The organism is Wolbachia endosymbiont (group A) of Udea olivalis (genome assembly GCF_964028365.1).
GTDB lineage: Bacteria > Pseudomonadota > Alphaproteobacteria > Rickettsiales > Anaplasmataceae > Wolbachia > Wolbachia pipientis.
This window is the reverse complement of record NZ_OZ034773.1, coordinates 743,401-764,802: the sequence shown is the minus strand read 5'-3', so window position 1 is coordinate 764,802 and position 21,402 is coordinate 743,401. Positions and strand designations below refer to the sequence as shown.

The window sequence follows — 21,402 nt, the reverse complement described above, 5'->3', positions numbered from 1 at the left end:
TGTAAAGAAACTACTGAATATGAGTCAACTAAAATATAATGAAAAGGAAAAAATACATTTTGTATGGTTTATAATATTAATGGTATGTGTTGTTATTACATATTGCTATCAAAAATCCAAAGCTACAGATAATTATAACAAAACATTACGAGCGGCTACTAGTAATTGTAACTTAGAAATAGTAAAACTTTTAGTAAAGGATATGGCGCAAAACTTGAGTGAAACAGCGTTACATTATGCGGCAAGAAAAGGATGTTTAGATATTATCAAATTTCTAATATTAGAAGAGAAAGTAAATATAAATGTAATCGACAGAAATGCCTTTAAAAGGACAGCTTTACATCATGCTGCAGGTGAAGGGCATTTAGGGATTGTAAGATTCTTATTAGAAAAAGGTGCGAATCCTAACATAAAAGATAACGACGGAAAAGGAGCTAGAAAAATGGCTGTAATGGCATCGCGACACGATAAAAATAAACCTTACAGAGAAATTATTAAGCTACTTGCAAATGCAGAGGAACAGCATAAATCAAAATAGTAGTTACCAAATTAGCTATCCATAATAAATTCACATTTTAAATCATTATGCAAAATCAAAAAATCCCAATTACGGTAATTATCACCATATTAATCCAAACCGTAGCATTGATATGGTGGTTATCCAAGTTAGACTCAAGAGTACAACTTCACGATAAGCTCATGGAATATGGTTTAATGGAAAAAGTGTTAGTACTTGAGGAAAGGGTAAAAAATCTTTCTGAAGAATTAGATGAGTTTAAATTGCAGGTTTTAAACGGAAAAATTAAATCTTAATATCTTTACCTAAATTTACAATTGATTAAATATATTTTATCCGTTGATGGAGGTGGAATTAGAGGCATCATACCAGCCATTATTCTCGCAGAAATAGAAAAAAGAACAAGAAAGAGGGTAGCTGAAATCTTTGATCTTATGGCAGGTACTTCAACCGGTGGAATTGTTGTAGTTGGATTATGTAAAAAAGATAAACAAGGAAGCCCTCAATATTCAGCCAATGATTTGGTTGAGTTCTATCGGGAATATGGACCATATATTTTCAAGTCTTCGTTTTTTAGACAATCAATACTATCTTGGTTTAACTGTGCACAATATCCACACAAAAACATCGAATCGATATTAGAAAAATATTTTGGTGATGATACTCTACAAAACACTTTAAATAATGTACTGCTTACCAGTTACGATATTCAGAATAACTGCCCATTTTTCTTTAAAAGCTGGAAAGAGGATAGAAATTTTATTAAATTAAGGGATGTGTTAAGAGCTGCAACGGCTGCACCTACTTATTTTATACCAAAACATCTAAAAATTGACCAGATAAACAGAGTATTAGTGGATGGCGGGGTGTTTGCCAATAATCCAGCGGCTTGTGCATATGCAAGTGGTAAGAGGTTATTTCCAAATGATGATATTCTACTGTTATCGATAGGTACTGGCAGAACAGATAGAAGCATAGCCAATTCAAAGAGATTCGGAAAAATAGGATGGATAAAACCCTTGTTAAATGTGATGTTTGCCTCTGGACTGGACTGCGTAAATTATCAGATGAATCAAGTAATAGGCAATAGATACGTAAGAATACAATCGCAATTGAAGCTAGCGTCGGCTGACATGGATAACATTACATCAAAAAATATCAAATCTCTTCAGCAAGAGGCAAAGGCAATGATAGAGGACAATCAGGAACTGATAGAGAAATTCTGTATAGAAATATTAAATATATAACTATTTTTACTTATATCTTAATATATTATTTAACACAATTCAATTTTCACACTCATCAGCAGTTAGGCCACTTGCTCGCAAAATAACATCAGTAGAAACACCCGCCCTAACTAGATTTTTTGCAACCTTGATTTTCTCTGTTTTTTTAACTTTTTCTTTGCTACTTTTCATACCTTCAGTTAGAGATTTGACTAGTGATTCTTGATTTTCATCTTCTCTGATTAAACTCAGTAGCTTATTTTCTTCTTTATTATCCTCATTTGTTTTAGGCAGCAGAACTTTAATATTCACTGATAATCCTCCTGCTATTTCATATAATTTGTCAAATGATATGGCGGTGTATCCTATTTCATACTCGTGTATTTCCTTGAGTGTTACACCAACTTTATCTGCCAAATCTTTTTGAGTATATCTTCTTATTAGCCTCCACTCTCTTATTCTTTGCCCTATTCTGTAGTATATAGAATCAGTGCAGATTTCTCTCTCTTTATTATCATACTCGTAAATAGATAAGCTGGTTGCTTGGGAAACTATGTCAACTGAAACTCCTTCTTTTACTAGATTTTTTGCTACCTCTAATCTTGCCTCTTCTTGATTAATTTTTTCGCTAATATGAACAAACCTGACTAATGAAGGTACTATTTTGCCTAACTTTTGATTCTCGTATATTTTTGTTAGATAGAGTATTTCCTCATCTTCATCTTTATATTCTCTTACTACTACTGATTCAGGTAGTAGATCTGTAACACTAGCTGATAATGCTTTTGCTATTATATATAATACTTCAATTGGAATAGAAATATACCCATTTTCATAGCTGTTTACTTCTTTGTATGTTAAACCTATTTGGCTTGCTAATCCTGTTTGAGTATGCCCTCGCATTAACCTACAATTTTCTATTTTTCGCCCCATTCCATAACTAACATTGCTTGCAGAAACAAACACATATACCTCCATTTAAGAAAAAACTTTATTGCTATAATTTTTTTACGAGCTATCCATCTAAAACTACATCAACAGGTAAACCTACCGCTTGCAAAATAATATCAATAGAAATTCCCCCTTTTACTAAATCCCTTCCAACTTTAATCCTTTCTACCTCTCTCACTTTCTCATCACAAATTTGTATGCTTTCAAACAGAGATTTTATTAATGCATTACGTAATTCTTGGCTCTCAATTTCTTTGTATTCTTTAATCAAATCAGGTAGCTCATTTTCTACTTTACTACCTTCATCTATTAGTAGATCCGTAATATTAATCGATAATTTTTCTGTCATTTCATATAATTTATCAAGTGGAACAGAAGTCCTTCCTTGCTCATAGTTGCTTATTTCGTGACGGGTTGTATTCATTTTCTCTGCTAAATCTTTTTGAGTATACTCTCTCACTAGCCTCCATTCTTTTATCTTCTTTCCTATTTGGTAGTAGATAGAACCAACCTTTTCTTCAATACATTCATCAGCAGAGAGACCAATTGTTTTCGCAACAATATCAACAGAAACCCCTGCTTTAATCAAGCCCTTTGCAATTTTTACTTTCTCTGCTTTCCTACTACTTTTTTCACTAACTTGGACAAATTTGGTGAATAAACAAAACATTTTACGTAGCTCTTTATCGTTAATCTTTTTATATTTTCTTACCAGATTGAGTATCTCTTCTTCTTCATTTTCAAGGCAAATTTTCTCACTTGATACAGGAATTAGATCCACAATACTTACTGACAATGCTTCCGCTATAGCGTACAACCTTTCAATTGAAATTCTACGATTCCCTTTTTCATATTGTAGTATCACCCAGTACTTTACACCAATTTTCCTCGCTAAATCCTTCTGAGTATGACCTCTCTCTAACCTCCAATTTTTCACTTTTTCCCCTACTTCACAATCTAGACTTTTTTCCACGAAAACAACCATGCGTATAATATTTTCTACTATAGCTCAATTTTGTTAAGGCTCCAGATATAATGGTAAGAAAAAACCTCTGGAACCTTAAAGTTGACTGTAGACACATTAAAGTTTTCTAAAAGTTTCTTTACTACCTTCACGTATCCTATTTACCCACGGAGACAATACTTCATCATTACTAATCTCTTTTATAGCATACTTTTCACTCCATATGCCACATCTAGTGAAACTACCTCTCTCTATTGCTTCTTTAAGTTTTACTCCCCCGAAAAGGCAATTTTTTCCAATTTCTTCTCCTCTTTCTTGTAATTTAGACCATATTTCCTTATTTTCTACTCTTACTTGTACTTGATCATATTTTTTTACATCGTGGTACAATATAATATTTAGTTTACCAATGCTTGTAGGAAATTCTAACATGACAGAGCTGCCATCTGAAATATCGGTATAGTTTCTTATACCTCCCTTCTCACTTTTAACCTCAACTGCATCATTGCCAATTTTTAAAATATTACTTCCTAACTCTCTCAGTATTTTGGCAACCTCTACTTTACTGTCCTCAGAAAATTCTATATATAATGTTGCATTGTCTATCTCGATATCTATTAATTCTCCTTCTTGCACAGCACTTTCGCCAGCCTTCTCTAGTTCTTCTAGTCTCTTATCTATCTGTGGCTGAACTTCTGGTTGTAACTCATTATAGATTTCACCTATCAGTTTATTCTGCAATAAAGTATTATGAAACTCTGCACCACTTAGCATTAGCTTCCGCATTATCTTTTTTCGATCACTTTTTTCTAACTTATGAAAATGTGTACCCAATACTACATACTCTGCAATGCTCCATTCCCCATCGTTATATGCATTTATTCTTGCTCCAGAGGCTAGTACTTGGTCTATAGTTTTGTGCAATTCATTTACGTTTTTTGCCTCTACCACTTCACTTTTAAACCAGCTCAACTTTTCGCTTTCGCTTATACTTGGCTTTATTTTTTGCAAAGCTGAAGCAAATGGATTTTTATCTTCTTGATCATTTAAAGGTTTTGTACCATATATGTAGTCGAGCCCTTTTCCGTAGTTGATTTGAACGTCTCTATCAGGGGAGGGCACTTCTCCAAGCTTTTTAGCCTTATTAATTTTGCTCACAAAGGTAGGCTGCTGGCTAGTACGACCAATACCTCTAATAGAATTTGATATTTCACCCTTCGATAATCTATCAAGATCAATGTTTAACTCGTAAGTACCTCCTTCTTGATCATCAAAAGGTACAATTATTTTATTACCCATATTATCCTCACTATTAAAAATACTTTTTAAGCGTACAATAAACTTTATTATTATACATTTTATTACTCATTATAAATTATAGTGAGTAGATTTGCAAATACTTTCTGCTATAACAATCCGTTTTCTCGAAAGCTGAAATAGCCTCCACTTGTGATGATAATATGGTCAAACAATTTTACGCTTACAGTACTACATGCTGCTGCTAAGCTCTTCGTTACTTCTTGATCTTCTTCTGAAGGCTCTAAACTTCCCCCAGGGTGGTTGTGTGACATTATTATTAATGTTGCATTTTTTATTAATGCTTTTCTTATAATCTCCTTTATATATACTGGTGCTTTTTCCATTTCACCAATATAGGATTCTTCTCCAATTAATTGGCGTCTTTTATTCAAGTACAGTATTTTTACACATTCCCTTTCTGAGTGGCCTATACTTACGTTTAAGTACTCTACTAACCCTTGTAAGTCCATTATTGGCTCACTTTTGAGCTTTTCTCTCAGTACCCTTTCTAGTGTTTCCTTAACGCACATAATCATTGCTACTGCAGAGTCAGTTACTCCTTCTATAACTTTCAGGTCATCCATTTCTCGGCCTAAAATCCTTCCTACTCCCGTATAGCTATTCACCAGATTTTTAGCAATTTCTTGAGCTTGTGGCCTTTCATGTACTGCACTTAAAAATGTTTCCATTATTTCACGATCAAGTAGTGCTTTGCCTTTGCTTTCTAATATTCTAAACTCTATTTCCTCTTTACTTTTATTCATATAATTTACCTTTCACTAACAACAAACTTTTTTTAGATATTTACTGCTGTTTTTTATCAGCATTGGCATAGAGCCATAGCTTCCGAGTGAAGTCAAATCAATTTTTCAATCTTTTTTACTTATTTTTTCATGGATAGGTTAAGATATTAATATATGATGATTTTTTATTGTTGAATTTCGTCTAAAGAGATGCCTACCGCTTGCAAAATAATATCAATAGAAATTCCTCCTTTCACTAAGTCTTTTACAATTTTGATTCTTTCTTCTTCTCTAATTTTCTCCTCACAAATTTGTATGCTTTTAAACATAGATTTTATTAGTACATTACGTAGTTCTTGGCTCTCAATTTCTTTGTATTCTTTAATCAAATCAGGTAGTTCATTTTCCACTTTACTACCTTCATCTTCTTCTATTAGTAGATCTGTAATATTAATCGATAATGTTTCCGCTATTGCATACAATTTTTCCAGTGGAATAGCCACACGTCCTTGTTCATAGTTGCTTATTTCGTCACGTGTTGTATCCATTTTCTCAGCCAAATCCTTTTGAGTATACTCTCTTCCATTCTTTTATCTTCTTTCCTATTTGGCAGTAAATAGAACCTCCTTTTTCTTCAACACATTCATCAGCAGAGAGACCAATTGTTTTTGCAACAATATCAACAGAAACTCCTCCTTTAACCAGACCTTTTGCAATTTTTATTCTCTCCGTTTTTTTACTATTTTTCTCACTAACTTGAACAAATTTGGTTAGTAAACAAAACATTCTACGTAATTCCTGATCATTAATCGTTTTATATTTTCTTACTAGATTTAGTTCCTCATCTTCAAAACAGATTTTTTCATTTGATACAGGAATTAGGTCTACAATACCAATCGACAATATCTCTGCTATAGCATACAACTTTTCAATCGAAATTTTACGTGTTCCTTTTTCATATTGTAGTACTATTTGATACGTTACGCCAATTTTTCCCGCTAAATCTTTTTGAGTATAACCTCGCTTTAACCTCCAGCTCCTTACTTTTTGTGCTATCTGATACTTTATCAAGGTATTTGCCATAAATATTATACAGGTTAATACTACCAAATAAAGATATACAAAAACTTCTACGTTTCAATTTTAGTTGAATATTTCTTCACAATTGTGTATAATTATTAATGCTTTTTAGGTTAATTTATCATGGCTTTTTCTAAATTTCTTGATGCACGCAATGATTATGCCTTCAAAAGAATATTTGGCACCGAGAAGAATAAAGATATCCTCATTCATTTCTTGAACGATATTTTAGGCTTCACTGGCTTAGCTGCTATTCACGATGTTGAATTCTTAGCTACCATTTTGGATCCTGAAATTGCCGCTAAAAAGCAAAGTATTGTCGATGTTCTTTGTAAAGACTCTCAAGGTTCAAGATATATTATAGAAATGCAGTTCACCAAGACCAAAGGCTTCGAAAAGCGTGCTCAATATTATGCTGCTAAAGCCTACTCAAGTCAAGCTGATCAAGGTGATAATTATCATAATCTCAAGGAAATTATCTTCATAGCTGTTGCTGATTGTATTATTTTTCCAGATAAGACTGAGTACAAATCTAATCATGTCATTTTAGATCAAAATAGCTTTGAACATGACTTAAAGGATTTTTACTTCGTATTCATAGAACTACCTAAATTTACAAAGACAAAAGAAGACCAACTAGAAAATATAGTAGAAAAATGGTGTTATTTTTTCCGATATGCAGCAGAAACAAGGGAAGAGGATCTAGATAAGATAGTTGGTAGTGACGTAATAATAAAACGAGCTTATGAAGAGATGAATAAGTTTAATTGGTCAGAAGAAGAGTTACTAGCATATGAACAAATGAAAAAACGCATAATGGATGAGATTGCTGCTTTTGCTCAAAAATTTGATGAGGGTCTTAAAGTTGGTCAAGAAAAAGGTAGACAAGAAGGTAGGCAAGAAGAAAAAATCGAAGTTGCAAAAAACTCACTCAAGGCCGGTGTCTCTATTGATGTTATAGCTCAAATTACCGGTCTCTCTCATTCTGAAATTTCACAACTCAAAGAAAAAACATAATACTCCTACTTATTCACTTTAACATTTATGAAAACCTTTTCTAAGTTAGACATATCCCCTAATTAAGAGTCTAATGAACTGTCTAAAATAGCTATAAAGATTACACATAGAATTACATAGATTACTATCATAACGAAACCCTCCTATTCAGCCTTCCATATCAAAAATAAATACTGTAAGTTTAATATGGAGAGTACATTACCACTTATTTCCTAATCCCAGTCTTGTACCTCTAATTTATGCTTCATCCATTTAGGACCCTCAAACTTGCTGCTGGTCTCCCTAATTTTTTGGCTAATTCTACAGCCTTTACTTAAAATTCTACCGTAAATTTTCTACTACTTGGCATATTATAGCTCCACCTCTTATATTATAACCTACCTATTGAGATTACCTCCGAGCTTGGTTATTCCTATCTCAGAAAGACAAGTTGATACTTTATCCTTTTTGGTAGGGACATTTGTACAAAAGCACTTCTTGCACTTTTCTAAAACATCATCTAACCCAACATTACCACTAAATTCAACTCCTCTTTCCAAGCTTGCTATTATTTCTGGATACGCACCTTTAAGTTCAACACGTATTCTAGCTTGTTCTTTTGAGTCTAGGTTTCTTATTTTACCTTCTACAAATGAATCAAATTTCCTAAGAGCAAACTCAACTGCAACTTTTCTACTTGGTATAACTTCTATTCCTTTACTTATTAAATTTTGATAGCGTCTACTTGGAGTATTATCTAACGCATCGGCAACACAATTCGCAAGAGCAATATTTTCATTATTTAGGAAATTATTCCAACCAACAGATGATGTACTTTTTGGTATGTTTTTATTATCACTTTTTACATTATTCTTATCTGCAATGTTGTATTGAGTAGGTAATCCAGGAATTATAGAAAAAGTGCTAGCTGCTAAGTTTTTTGCCCAAGAAATACAACTACCCATCCATGAAGATGGTCTTATGCCACTACTTGCTGCTATCTCAGGTTGATCACTTAAATCCACGGCAAGATGAAGGAGTTTGCGTTGTGCAGGGCTTCCTCTTTCTTGATTAAGCTCTTTCTCTAAATAATTGATAACATTATTATGTCCTCTATCTCTAGCAATATCTAGCGTTGTTTTACCAGCCTTGCACTTAGCATTAATGTTGGCTCCCTTACTTATAAGGTATTTTACTACATCTAAATAACCAACAGCAAGGTGTAGAGGGGTATCATCATTGTTATCTTTAACATTAACATTAGCTCCCTTGCTTATCAGATCTATAACTTTATTAAGATCACCACCTTTTGCTGCGATTAACAATTCTTTATTCAAATCTAATTGTGCTTGTTCTAGATATTTTACAACATCATTATGTTTTTGATCGATAGCAACATTTAACGGTATTTTACTGCCCTTATCTTTGGCATTAATATTAGCCCTTTTATCTACAAGATACTTTGCTACATCTAGATGACCACCCCAAGAAGCCCAATGTAGTGGTGTCCAGTAACCATTATCTTTTATATTAACATCAACTTTCTCTTCATCTATAAAATACTTTACCATATCTAACTTACCGTTGGAAGCAGCACAGTGCAGGGGAACTCTGCCACTATTATCTCTAATTTCTAAAATATTTCTATTACCTATAGAGCATTTCATTACATGTAAATGATTCTTTAAAGGAGCATTACATGGAAGAGTGCTACCATTATTGTATTTAAATATTGAATTAGCATATTCTTCTATCAAGAATTTTGCAACCTCTAAACGCCCTCTCCATGCAGCATAGTGCAGTGGTGTGTAACCTTGCTTGTCAGTATCATTAATACCTACTCCCTTGCTAAGAAAAAACTCTATGATATCTTTACTATTATTCTCAGCAGCAACATGTATAGGCTTTTTACCATAAGGGCCTTTATCTGCAGCATTAATATCAGCGCCTTTTTTTATCAAAAACCTTGCAATTTCTAAATGATCTTTAAATGTAGCCCAATGTAGTGGTGTCCAACTGTATATATCTGTAGTATTAACATTAGCATTCTGACTAACAAGATCCTCAACTTCATTGAGATTACCATCTCGTACTGCAGTCAACAATTCTTCATCTAAATCTGATTGTCTTTGTTCTATCATTTGTACTATGTTTGTGTAACCTTCTTGCTTAGCTAAATCTAAAGGTGTCCTATTACGGCTGTCTTTAACTTCAATACGAGCACCCCTATTAAGAAGAAGCTTGACTGTACTTGGTTTATTTCCTTGTGTAGCTACATGCAAAGGTGTTGAACCATTATTATTTACATCATTAATGCCACTAGCATTTTTATCTAAAAGAAATTCGACTATTTCAAGCTTACTATCATACTGAGCAGCCACATGTAAAGGTGTATTGCCATACACATCTTTAGCTTTGATATTAGCGTTCTTATCAAGAAGAAACTTAACTATGTCGAACTTGTTGCTAGAAGCAGCAAAGTGTAAGAGTGTCCAATCATTATTATCTTTAGTATCCAAGCTAGCACCTCGATTTGCAAGGCCTTCAACTTTATTGAGATCTCCATCTTGCACTGCAGTCAATAATCCTTTGTCTAAATCCAACTGTGCTTTTTTCAAAAATTCTATTGTATCTACGCAATTCTTTTGAACGGCTAATTCTAAAGATGTTCTACCGTCAGCAGTTAAAGCATTAATATTAGCACCTCTCTCAACAAAATACTTAACTACATCTAATGAACCCAATTGAACAGCCCAATGAAGAGGCATCCAACTTTCATTATCTTTGGCATTAATATCAGCACCGTTATTTACGAGAAGTTTAACTATATTTAAATTATTCTTTTGAATTGCCCAGAACACAGAGGCCCAACCCAGCCTACTTTGAGCATTAACATTAGCACCTCGTCTGATATTGTCTTTAACTTTGCCAAGATCTTCTTTTTCTACAGCAATCAATAACTCTCTATCCAGATTTAATTGTGTTTGTTTTAAAATTTCTACTATATCTGTGTAACCCTTTTGCTCAGCCAACTCTAAAGGTATTTTACCATCTTTATTTTTAGCCTTTAAACTAGCTCCCTTGTCGATGAGATATTCTACTACCTTCAAGTGACCATTACTACAAGCATTATGTAAAGCAGTATTATCGTTAGTCTCTAAATTGGCACCTTGAGCGATAAGATCTTTTACTTTATCAAGATTACCACCCCTTGCATTAATTAATAACCCTTGATCCAACTCCGCCTTCTTCAAAATTTCTATCATATTTCCTTTAGTAGCTAAACCTAAAGGCGTTTGGCTATTCATGTCCGTAACGTTGACACTAGCACCTCTATCAAGAAGGAGTTTGACTACACTCAACCTGTTCGCATCAACAGCAAGATGCAAAGGCTTTTTATTATCTTTGTCTTGAGATTCAGTGTCAACACCTTCATCAAGAAGAAATCTGACCATATCTAAATTACCCTCTTGCACAGCAAAATGTAAAGGCGTTCCTTGAATCGTTATTTCATTATTAAATTTAGCACCGTTACTAATAAGAAGTTTTACCACATTCCATTTACCTGACTGAGCAGCATAAAGTATTGGTGTCCAAGCAAGCTTGTCTTGAATTTCAATATTAGCGCTTCTGTCAAGAAGGAATTGAACCATATCTAAATTATTCCCTGACGCAGCAAAGTGTAAAAGTGTTTGACCTTTCTCATCTTGAGCATCAATATTAGCTCCTCTATCAAGGAGTAGTTTTACTATACTCCATTTACCTGACTGAGCAGCATAAAGTATTGGTGTCCAAGCAAGCTTGTCTTGAATTTCAATATTAGCGCTTCTGTCAAGAAGGAATTGAACCATATCTAAATTATTCCCTGACGCAGCAAAGTGTAAAAGTGTTTGACCTTTCTCATCTTGAGCATCAATATTAGCTCCTCTATCAAGGAGTAGTTTTACTATACTCCATTTACCTGACTGAGTAGCAAGAAATATTGGTGTGTACCCAAATTTATCTTGAACTTCAATATTAGCACCTCTATCAAGAAGAAGTTTCACCTTATCAAATTCACCCGCCTCGGAAGCAAGATGCAACAGTGTTCTGTCAAGTTTACCTTGAGCATTTATGTTTCCACTGTTTGGAACCTCTGAATGTATAGAACTCTCTTGTGAATTAACAATAGAACTCACATTATTTAATTTATCAATACTGTCTGAATTATTTATTTTATCTATTTCGTTACTTAATAATATCTCTTTGTCAGTAAATTTTATAGTTAATGTTTTCATTTTAGATTCTTTATAGAAATCCTTAAACCGTATAATACATAACTCGCTTGCTTCTACATCAGCATTAAAGGCATTGGTAACTATCAAGTCGTACTTATCATGAAGATAGGTATACTGCCCTGCTTTTTTAGATATTACTAATTTATTCTTTTCTTCTATGTCTTGAGGTGTTACTACAATAATTTTTTCATCAGAAATAAAGAATGAAGACTTTAAATCTAAATTATCATCTATTTCCACAGGGGTATTATCAAAAATAATTTGTAATTTTTTATACCACTTATTTATAAGTGCACCTTTCATCCTGACTGTTATTACATCTTGCTGCAAGCCAGTAGCCGATATAGATAACTTAATTAATAAATCACTTTTGTCTTTAATAACTGTTGGTATCGGTTTTATACTCAAATCCCTATTTACTTGTTTCACTAACTGATGCAAATCTAATGTTCTTTTTACACTTTTCTTTCCATTGACATCATCATTAATCACTACTTCTTGAATAGGGAAGTTTTCAATATCAAGTGTTTCATAACCTGAAGTAATTGCACATACATCGTTTCTGCTTAGAACAATATTTCTTCTCCCACTTGCATTGAGTTCACTACACACTTCTCTCCTCATAGAACCCGCAGCATCGCTTCTCTCTCTATTATTTAAATAACTATCTAAATCTAACTTATTTTTTGACTGATTTAAAAAGGTGTGCCTTTCAACATCTTCAACTATAGCAGATATTCTACTTGCTATTTGCTGACTATTTTCTTCAGTCAATATTGACTGATAGTTTACTACAGTTTGATTATAACCATTTGATTCTTGTATACTACGTCTATTGCGAGTAGATCCACAATTTTCAATTTTCCACTTAAATTGACCACCTTTTCCATTTGAAGGCCAGGTAAACACATACCGCCTATCCCTGTCACAATTGTTTAAGTGGTACATACAATCATTATTAGGTGAGTACAAGTACCTTCCATACTTAACATTTTTTAGATACACATTACCCCCATCAAGCTCAACTTTCCACTTAAATTGATCATTATTTCTATTTGAAGGCCAAGTGAACACATACCGCCTGTCGCTGTCACAATCGTTTAAGTGGTACGTACAATCATCATTAGGTGAATACAAGTACCTTCCATACTCAACATTCTTTAAATATACATTATCGCCATTAAACTCAACCTTCCACTTAAATTGACCATTTCTTCCATTTGAAGGCCAGGTAAACACATACCGCCTGTCGCTGTCACAATCGTTTAAGTGGTACATACAATTATTATTAGGTGAATATAAGTACCTTCCATACTCAACATTTTTAATACATATCGCTGAAGAAAATACTGCATTCCTCACTGATTCTGGTAATTTGTTTTTTAGCTTTTCAAGATAAGATTTCTCTTCTGAACTGACCCTAGGTATTTTCATGGTCTCTCTAATAAAGTAAGCTAATTTAAACATTGCACCATCATTCTTTGGTATTTTATCAAATACAGCTATATATCCTGGAATAAACTGGCCAATATAATGGTGACTGCTTATAAACTTTAATATTCCTTTTATACCTACACCTGCGTATGTGTCATTCACAGCTTCCTTAATTGCTTCATTAAACAACCTTTCATCGAAATTATAAACCTTATCTATAAGTTCAATAGTCGAAGCATTACGACTATGCAGCATACCATCCTTTAACACCTTTTTTGCTGCACTTTTTATTGAATCTCTTAAACTACTTATACAAGACTCTACCGATCTTTTTGGATTAGATGGAATATTTGCTTGGTTAACAACTTCCTTCTTTAAAAATTCAACCTGTTTTATCATTTTAAATGCATCATTACTTTTAGTCTTGATCCTGTTACAAAGAAGCTTGATTATATCTGAGTCATTATTGTAAGCGGCTAAGTACAGAGGTATTTTACCATCGTTGTTTTTAGCCTCGATATCAGCACCTCTATCAAGAAGAAGATTAATTATGTTTTGCTTGGATTCTTCAACAGCCAAATGCAGAGGTGCCTTACCTTTCTTACTTCTAATTTCAACGTTAGCACCCTTATCTACAAGAAAGCTAACCATATCAAGATTGCCGTAATGAACAGCATAGTGTAAAAGTGCCCAATTATCATCGTTGCAACTAGTTAAGGCATTAATGTCACCTTTCTTCTCTAAAAATGATTTAAATATACTTTCGCTTAATTTCACATTACCGTTGTAAACAGCATAATGCAAAGGCATCCATTTTTCCGAACACTGACTTTTATGTTCAACATCATCCTTACTTTTTTTAGCAGTTTTATCAAGAAGAGTTTTAACTTCATTCCATTTACCTTCATAAATTGCCGTGCTTACCAATGGTTTTAATACCCCCAATCCTGAAGTTATCATCCACTTATTGCACTGATCTATTATGTTTGAATCATAACCATTCAGCAAAAGGTTGTTTTCTAACTTTTCAAGCAATGTTAAAATCTGATTACTATTTGACGTTATATTTTTGAGTTCCTCAATTTGCTCTAAACTACAGGAATTTTCTGTAAAGCTAACCTGGTTTTGCAGTGAAGGAAAACCAAGACACTGATGTACTGGATCTCTATTTCCTCTTTCAAAATCGTCAACTGACATTAAACATTTAAAGTCGTTTTCTACTTTCAGAGTATATTTATCCCTATTCTGATAATTTTCTGAAGCTTTACCAATTAAATACTGTATTTTTCCTACCTCAGATAAGCTAAATCTACCTAATTTACGGAGTGTTATTGGTTCTAAGCCTGGATCAAATTCCAATGTAGAAATCCTATAAGATTCGTTATTATCCCAATCTTTTATATTGATCGTATGATTAGACTTCTTATCACGAAATATCAGATCTGTACCACTACTAGAAACTTCAACCTGATCCGGAGTAATATTCTTTAACATCATTACTCCTATGCGTTCTTTGTCTTCTCCTACGAAAGTAGAAACATTTTTTTCCAACTTTTGATTGTGCTGAATAACACTAGTAGAGTCACTAAAATCTTCAACATATTCTTTTACAATTCTTTCATAATCATCTCTAAGTTTATTCTTATGCTCCATTACATTATCAACATTTCCTAATAACTCAGGAGATGGAAAAAGATCATTGTTATTCCAGAGAGAATAGGAAATATTCTCCCATTTACTTCGATCAGTATAAAAACCTTCTATTCTAATGATAAAAGGATTTCCACTTTCTCTTATTAATAAAAGATCTTCTCTATCTTTATATTTCTCAATATCTTCAAGACGAGAATCTATTACTACATGATCACCTTGAAAATCCTTAGGTAACAAAAACATATTCTGAGTTTGTGTAGCCTGTAAAAAAGGAGCTAATTTACCCTTTCCCGAAGAAGAGGGAGAACAAGACATTGATTGTATATTGGGGATAAAAGTTTCTCCTTTTTTGTTCATAATTATAAGATGCCTATAATTAGGATCTTGAAAGTAGTTTTTCACTCGAATGTTACTATTATTGTATTTTAAATACAGATCACATTGCTGAATTGAAAAATCTTTCTCAACTGCCGACATAAATAGTGTATCTAGTTTTTTATCACTTGAGTTATTATCAATTTTAACTTCTCTACTATTTATATCATTACCAATAATGTATACATCACTTCCTTCTCCGCCTCTAGCAAACATGGTGCCTTGATCAAAGTTAATTACATCTTCTTCTAAAGAACCAAAAACCATATGTAGAACTGCACTATTACCCTGATTCTGTACTCTATCTCTGATAACACTAAAGACTTTGTAATCCTTGTTATTGTTTAGAATTTTCTTGTAATGACTTTCAACATTGTCAAAATTATCTAGGGAATGTTCTGAATGTAATTCAAATGAAGTAATTTTTATAGTTGATGAGTCTGATCTTTCAATCTTAGGAACAATATTACTACCATTTTTATCTATTAGTGCAAAGCGAGGTTTATTACTGCTTTGCTCAACATAATTTTTTACATCAAGAGTAAATTGATTGTTTTGACCAAAATTTATTTTTAAAGATAAAGTATTACTGTTTTTAAAGTAAGTTATTTGATCACAATCACCTAATAAATTAATTTCCGGAAAAATTACAGTTCCTGTTCCATCTACATCAATTTCTGAATGCAAACCCTTACCTTTGTAGTCTGCAGCTTTTACGTAAAAAGTATAGTTGCTCTTTCCACCCTTGACTGTAGTATACGGCAAAATAATTACTTTTTTGCAATTTTCAACTATATCTTTCTCATTGTTGTTAGAGCCACCACCACTATCTATGATAACCTCACGATCATCGATTCCTGTAAAGTGTTCAGAGTAACCCATGCACAAAATCTCATCCACCTTGTTCTTTCTTCCAACATAGTAGTAATTAAAGATGCCATTATTATCAATTTGATCATTGATTAGCCAACGACCATTTACTCTTGCCTTTAATGACCCAGAGGCACTAGGCTTAAAACGATAGTTAACATTCACTCCTATAACTGTATCTTTCAATTGGCTCAAATCAAGTATATTAACAGAGTTACTTTCACCAATAATTTTACCTGAGAAGTCAACGTTATTTACAACAAACCTATTTACTACCTTATTACTACCACCAGTTATGTTTGCTGTACCTGAGCCAATTAGAAAATTATTGTTCCACTCGTTACTTCCAACGACGATACCTCTGTCCACATTGCTTAAATCATAAATAATTGTTTTGTCCTTTTGCATCATATTTACTCTCTTATCATGGCTAATAACCATTGCATTATCACAATAGTACTTAGCCGATGGAACTGAGCTTTTAATACCCTTTTCGTAATCTTGACTAGTACTGTGTGGCAAACAAATCATGCTAGCACCTTCAATATAATCAGGTATAACACGCGAAAGATCTTGTGTATTGGCATTTTTCCTATTCATCATAATCGTTGCATAATCTGGACGAAGAGTATTACCGTTTATTTTTCCAAGACCAATACCATAAGCAACAACATTACTAGGGTCATTATTTAAAGCTTTCCAAACTCCTTTAGCTAGACTATTAACCATTTCCTTTCTTGCTGCAAGATGTTGTACATCTTGTGGTACAGGTTGAAAAGCAAATGTATGCCAAAAAATACGCCAATTTTCATCATGGGTTGTATCATACTTTTTCTCGTACTCCACGATATTGCTAACACCACTATAAACTCCGGAAGCTACCATCAATGCAACTCCAACTGCAATGCCGATTCCAGGCATACCAAGTGCTGTAAGAGCAACACCAGACATAAACGATATAGTGGAAAAAGATATAGTTGCTATATTATCTCTTATTTCTTTCTCTCCACATGGATTATCACTATTCTCTCTTTTTTTACAATCAACAAGATTGTTTGCTGACATGCCTATATCAACAATATCAAAGACGCCAGTTATAGCTCCTGCTGTACCTCTTGCTATTGTACTTCCAAATTTTACTCCCACAACTCGAATAGCAAATTTTGTCTGTTTACCTAAAGTACCTGGTATAATTTTTCCCACAACCTTTTCAGCTGATGCTACAACTTTTGGAGTAATTTTAACCATTACATTTTCAATCGGTTGAGATGCAAAAGACCATCCTATTCCGCCTAGATTTAATCCACAATCTGTGGCTGTCCCTTCCTTGCAAGATACGATAGCACCATGGATCCCTCTTATTAATTGTATCCCACCAGCAGCATTCATTAACCTGCCTTTTAATTTTGAGCCTTTTGTTGCACTGCTAGCTTGCTGTGAGATATCTCCATGCAAATTCTTAACACGTTCATTCTGAACATAGCGTTCATACCCTTGATCTCCAACAACCTTATCAAGTAAATACTTACGATCACCTTCAATACTTTTATCTCCAACAAACTCTACTAGTTGAGCGTTTTTTGCTTCATCTTGACTATTTTTAACATAAGTTAGGAACTTTTCACTATCAATTATAGTTTTGTCTACATTATTTTCATCTACCTTTCCTTTACTAAACTTTTCTACATCACCCTTTGAAAATAAACAAGGATTGACACTTCTTTTGCTTCTACCACCAGACCTTACACAACTGTTTAGGTTGAATTTCTTCCTATTTGCTTGTGTTTCAGCAAGTATAGCTTCATCTAAGTTAGCTATACGTTGTGGATCTATACTTAATCTATCTGAAATATTTTCTCTTTGTTCTTGAAAATATGCTTCATTTCGATTAAATAGTAACAGATCTCTAACCCAATCGGAATCATAGCCATTTGCTATCATTTGGTTTAGGGAGTGAGCATTTTCTAATGCCCATAAGCCGCAATTGTGACCATCTGTTTGTTGAGCAATAGAAACGTCATTAACGGTAATTCGAGCACGTTTTAGAACTTGACGAATATTACCTGGAATATCATTACCCAACGAGTCTACATAGTGTCCATTATATTGCCCATTTTGATGGGAAATGACTAACGTAACCCAGTGATTATTATCTAAATTAACAATTAAAGTTAATGGCCGTTTTTCACCTCTTGTTGCTACGCTATTCTGAAACTGTTGTAATTGATTAGCTATATGCTTCGGTGATCCCACTACTTCAAACAATGTGTTAGCCCCATCAGTACCATAGCCATATTCTATTCTTGCAATATCAGCTATATCGTGTTGTTGAAGCCAGTAATGATAATCCTTTTCTGCTGTTGCAGACTCTAATGTACTTAGGTTCTCTTCTTGTATACCCATATCTTTGAGTCTCTGGGTTACTTCTTGTATTCCTTCTAAATGTTTTCTCTTAGCTATGTCAATAGAACTATGAACTACTAGAGCAGGAACAAACTTATTACTTGTTAATATTAAAGAATTTTTATCTTTAGCTTTCACATTAACAACTACTCCCATGAAAAGCATTTTGTCACTATCTGTGATTGCTTTCAGTGCCGCCCCTTTAGCATATCTAACATTTTGTTCTTGTGTTAATTTATCAACTTCTTCTTTCATTCCTTTTTCGTCTAAGTTTTTATCTATAAGCTTAAATTCCAGCGCTATAGGAGTATATTCTTTAGTACCATGAGGTGAAGGACCAATACCTTGAATTACCATATCAACACGACCACCTGCTCCTACTTGAAATTCAGGTATAATTACAATTTTTGCAGAATCCTCTTGTTTCGCAGAAGTCTCTTTTAGCTTCAAATCACTGTAGCTACTAAGTAAACCATTAAGCACAGCTTGCAATCTTGCTTCATTAGTAATCAAATCTTTAATAGGGTAAATCATATCTGCTACTTCAGTAAGCAACACTTTATAGGCTTGCAATGAAGCCTCAACGTCAGAAGCATGTTGAGAAGTAATTGCTTGATCAAGTTTTCCCTTTAATTCATCAGAATTAGGTATCTTAAGAAAACTACCTGTAAATTGCTGATCGGCACCATTTGGTTTATACTTACTTATCTGTTCTATTTCAAAAAGTTCTTCAAAAGATAACCCTGTTTCATATTTTTTGAGACTCATTTTAATTTCTATGACATTGCCTACTCTTCCTATTCCGGGTATGTCCAGCACTGGAATTTTTTTATCAGCATAAAATTCTCTCGTATTGGATTCTCTGATATGAAAAATGAATGCTGTTTTCTCTTGCCCTTCATTACCTTGAACAAATATTAATGTTGTAACAGGGCTTTTAGATAAAGTGTATTCTGTTCCCTGAGACCAATTTAGCGAATACTCATTGTATGAATATATATATTTTTTTACGTTACCCTGATCTTGACCAATCTTGTTGATTAAAATTGATTGACCTAGTATATCTCTACTGAAATAGTAATGATCTTTTGTTTCTTTATTCGCTGGAAAAGTATGGTATTCGCTTGATAACAAATCTTTTACCTTTCGCTTAAAAACTTCCTCAGAAATTGATTGATTATCCCACTCGCCAACTAGTTCGATAAATTCCTCCATCAAAGGAGCTGGTGGTTGTTTAATAGGTTTTACTTCAGTTTTAAACGGTTCCGCATTATCTAAATTCAACCCAACAGCAATAGCATTATCTGCATTGGTTAAAATCCTCATCTTATTTGGTCTAAAACCTTCAATGTAACCTTTAGCTTGCTCCAGCGCATCACTTGGATCAACTTGTCCTTCAGTTCCAGCCTTGAGTTCAATAAGAATTGGGACTGAATCAACAGCACGATTAGGCCCACGAACAAGCAAAACAATATCAGCGTAACCTCCCCCAGCAAACTGCTCCAGATAGAGTTTGGTATTATCACGATATCGAAAGTTATCAAATATTCCTGCTACAAAGCCATGTTGATCGGCTTCGCGAGCTTTAATACCATAAACATTACCTTGTAAATTTAAATTAGTATGAACTTCTTTTATGTAAGTTAGAATTTCTTTAAGATTATCCTGAACTTGATCTATTTCTGCATCTGGATTAACAAGCTTTTCAATATAATTTTCTAGATAGACAGATTTACCTAACTTTTTTGTCACTTCCTGAAACTTTATTGTAGGCTCAATGGGTTGATCTACAATTTTCTTTTTACTTTCTACCTTAATATTTATTTTTTCATCTTCTCCATCACTCTTTAAGGTATATCCCTTTTCTGAAGTCATTCTAGATAACTCCTTCCTGGCATCATCACTAAGATCTTTACCTTGCTTACCTAGAAATTGCTTGACTTCATCGAAAACCTTACCTTTTAGTTGATCACGACTAATCTCAATTGTTTTAACATTACCATATACATTCTTAGCTTTATACTCTAACACACCATCACTTTTCAGATATAAGTATAACTTCTTTGATTTAACATCTTTGTCTGATTTAGGTTTGCTTTTTACTAACTCATACTTATCTTTCAAGATTTTTATTACATCAATTTGAAGCTTACGCGCATCTGATTTAGTATAATCTCTACCCATCACATTCTTCCACTCACCTGTGGTGAATTCGAAATTCTTAGTATTTGTTTGTTTAGAATGTTGAGCTTCTATATCTTCAGTGAAAATAAAAACATGTGTTTTGGACTCTGTTTCTGCTACAACCTTTAAAGTTCTTGCTCCCTCAAAACGAAAGTGCAATTTTTTTATGCCTAGCTTGTCATTAAGTTTAGTATCTAATACACTAGAAAAAGAACCTAAGAATCTATGGGGAAAAAAGCCAGGCTTTTCACTAGAATGTAAATAAGATTGTATTTGATCAACCAACGACTGATATCTTGCTTCAAAAGATTGATCTACTGCATTAGAAGTTGAAGAATCTACTTTCCCCAAAAGCAACTCAATTAACTCGAAACCTTGTGGTTTTTCTTGCTGTTGATTGTTATTAACCATAACTAGCCCCCGATTTTAA

9 protein-coding genes and 1 pseudogene are annotated in these 21,402 nt (G+C 33.4%); 4 read left to right on the top strand and 6 right to left on the bottom strand.

What is annotated here, in order from left to right; translation table 11 throughout:
* The first annotated feature begins 19 nt into the window (after positions 1-19).
* The 3 genes from ABWU32_RS03500 to ABWU32_RS03490 are packed head-to-tail and all read left to right on the top strand — an operon-like array spanning position 20 to position 1,764.
* Complete coding sequence (locus tag ABWU32_RS03500) at positions 20-538, top strand: ankyrin repeat domain-containing protein (protein WP_341819765.1); 519 nt, start codon at positions 20-22, stop codon at positions 536-538.
* Positions 539-585: 47 nt separating this feature from the next.
* Positions 586-813: a hypothetical protein gene (locus ABWU32_RS03495; protein ID WP_341819766.1), complete on the top strand. Its 228-nt coding sequence runs from the start codon at positions 586-588 to the stop codon at positions 811-813.
* Positions 814-834: 21 nt separating this feature from the next.
* Positions 835-1,764: a patatin-like phospholipase family protein gene (locus tag ABWU32_RS03490; protein WP_341819767.1), complete on the top strand. Its 930-nt coding sequence runs from the start codon at positions 835-837 to the stop codon at positions 1,762-1,764.
* Positions 1,765-1,803: 39 nt separating this feature from the next.
* Here the strand turns inward: ABWU32_RS03490 and ABWU32_RS03485 are convergent, their stop codons facing one another.
* The 5 genes and pseudogenes from ABWU32_RS03485 to ABWU32_RS03465 all read right to left on the bottom strand — a co-directional run bounded on the left by ABWU32_RS03485 (position 1,804) and on the right by ABWU32_RS03465 (position 6,783).
* Positions 1,804-2,721, bottom strand: coding sequence for a helix-turn-helix domain-containing protein (locus tag ABWU32_RS03485; protein WP_155968714.1), 918 nt, complete (start codon positions 2,719-2,721; stop codon positions 1,804-1,806).
* Between the two features lie 37 nt (positions 2,722-2,758).
* Positions 2,759-3,679 carry a helix-turn-helix domain-containing protein gene (locus ABWU32_RS03480; protein ID WP_155968717.1) on the bottom strand — a complete coding sequence of 307 codons (921 nt, stop codon included), beginning with the start codon at positions 3,677-3,679 and terminating at the stop codon, positions 2,759-2,761.
* Positions 3,680-3,775: 96 nt separating this feature from the next.
* Positions 3,776-4,957 (bottom strand): hypothetical protein, encoded by a 1,182-nt coding sequence (locus ABWU32_RS03475; protein ID WP_264707743.1) that lies wholly within the window; start codon positions 4,955-4,957, stop codon positions 3,776-3,778.
* A 107-nt stretch (positions 4,958-5,064) separates the two neighbouring features.
* Entirely contained in the window at positions 5,065-5,721 is a 657-nt protein-coding gene (locus ABWU32_RS03470; protein WP_353278858.1) for a RadC family protein, read from the bottom strand.
* Between the two features lie 164 nt (positions 5,722-5,885).
* Positions 5,886-6,783: pseudogene (locus ABWU32_RS03465) on the bottom strand (helix-turn-helix domain-containing protein).
* A gap of 120 nt (positions 6,784-6,903) precedes the next feature.
* On the opposite strand from ABWU32_RS03465, the gene ABWU32_RS03460 reads away from it, so the two are divergent.
* Positions 6,904-7,797, top strand: coding sequence for an Rpn family recombination-promoting nuclease/putative transposase (locus ABWU32_RS03460; RefSeq protein ID WP_265028007.1), 894 nt, complete (start codon positions 6,904-6,906; stop codon positions 7,795-7,797).
* Positions 7,798-8,174: 377 nt separating this feature from the next.
* Here ABWU32_RS03460 and ABWU32_RS03455 read toward each other — a convergent pair whose 3' ends face one another.
* Entirely contained in the window at positions 8,175-21,383 is a 13,209-nt protein-coding gene (locus ABWU32_RS03455) for an ankyrin repeat domain-containing protein (protein WP_353278856.1), read from the bottom strand.
* Positions 21,384-21,402: the final 19 nt, after the last annotated feature.

What these genes read in the sequence shown, in the direction of transcription:
- ABWU32_RS03500 (WP_341819765.1), top strand. Translation starts at nt 20, where the DNA reads ATGAGTCAACTAAAATATAATGAAAAGGAAAAAATACATTTTGTATGG.
- ABWU32_RS03495 (WP_341819766.1), top strand. Translation starts at nt 586, where the DNA reads ATGCAAAATCAAAAAATCCCAATTACGGTAATTATCACCATATTAATC.
- ABWU32_RS03485 (WP_155968714.1), bottom strand. Translation starts at nt 2,721, where the DNA reads ATGGAGGTATATGTGTTTGTTTCTGCAAGCAATGTTAGTTATGGAATG.
- ABWU32_RS03480 (WP_155968717.1), bottom strand. Translation starts at nt 3,679, where the DNA reads ATGGTTGTTTTCGTGGAAAAAAGTCTAGATTGTGAAGTAGGGGAAAAA.
- ABWU32_RS03475 (WP_264707743.1), bottom strand. Translation starts at nt 4,957, where the DNA reads ATGGGTAATAAAATAATTGTACCTTTTGATGATCAAGAAGGAGGTACT.
- ABWU32_RS03470 (WP_353278858.1), bottom strand. Translation starts at nt 5,721, where the DNA reads ATGAATAAAAGTAAAGAGGAAATAGAGTTTAGAATATTAGAAAGCAAA.
- ABWU32_RS03460 (WP_265028007.1), top strand. Translation starts at nt 6,904, where the DNA reads ATGGCTTTTTCTAAATTTCTTGATGCACGCAATGATTATGCCTTCAAA.
- ABWU32_RS03455 (WP_353278856.1), bottom strand. Translation starts at nt 21,383, where the DNA reads ATGGTTAATAACAATCAACAGCAAGAAAAACCACAAGGTTTCGAGTTA.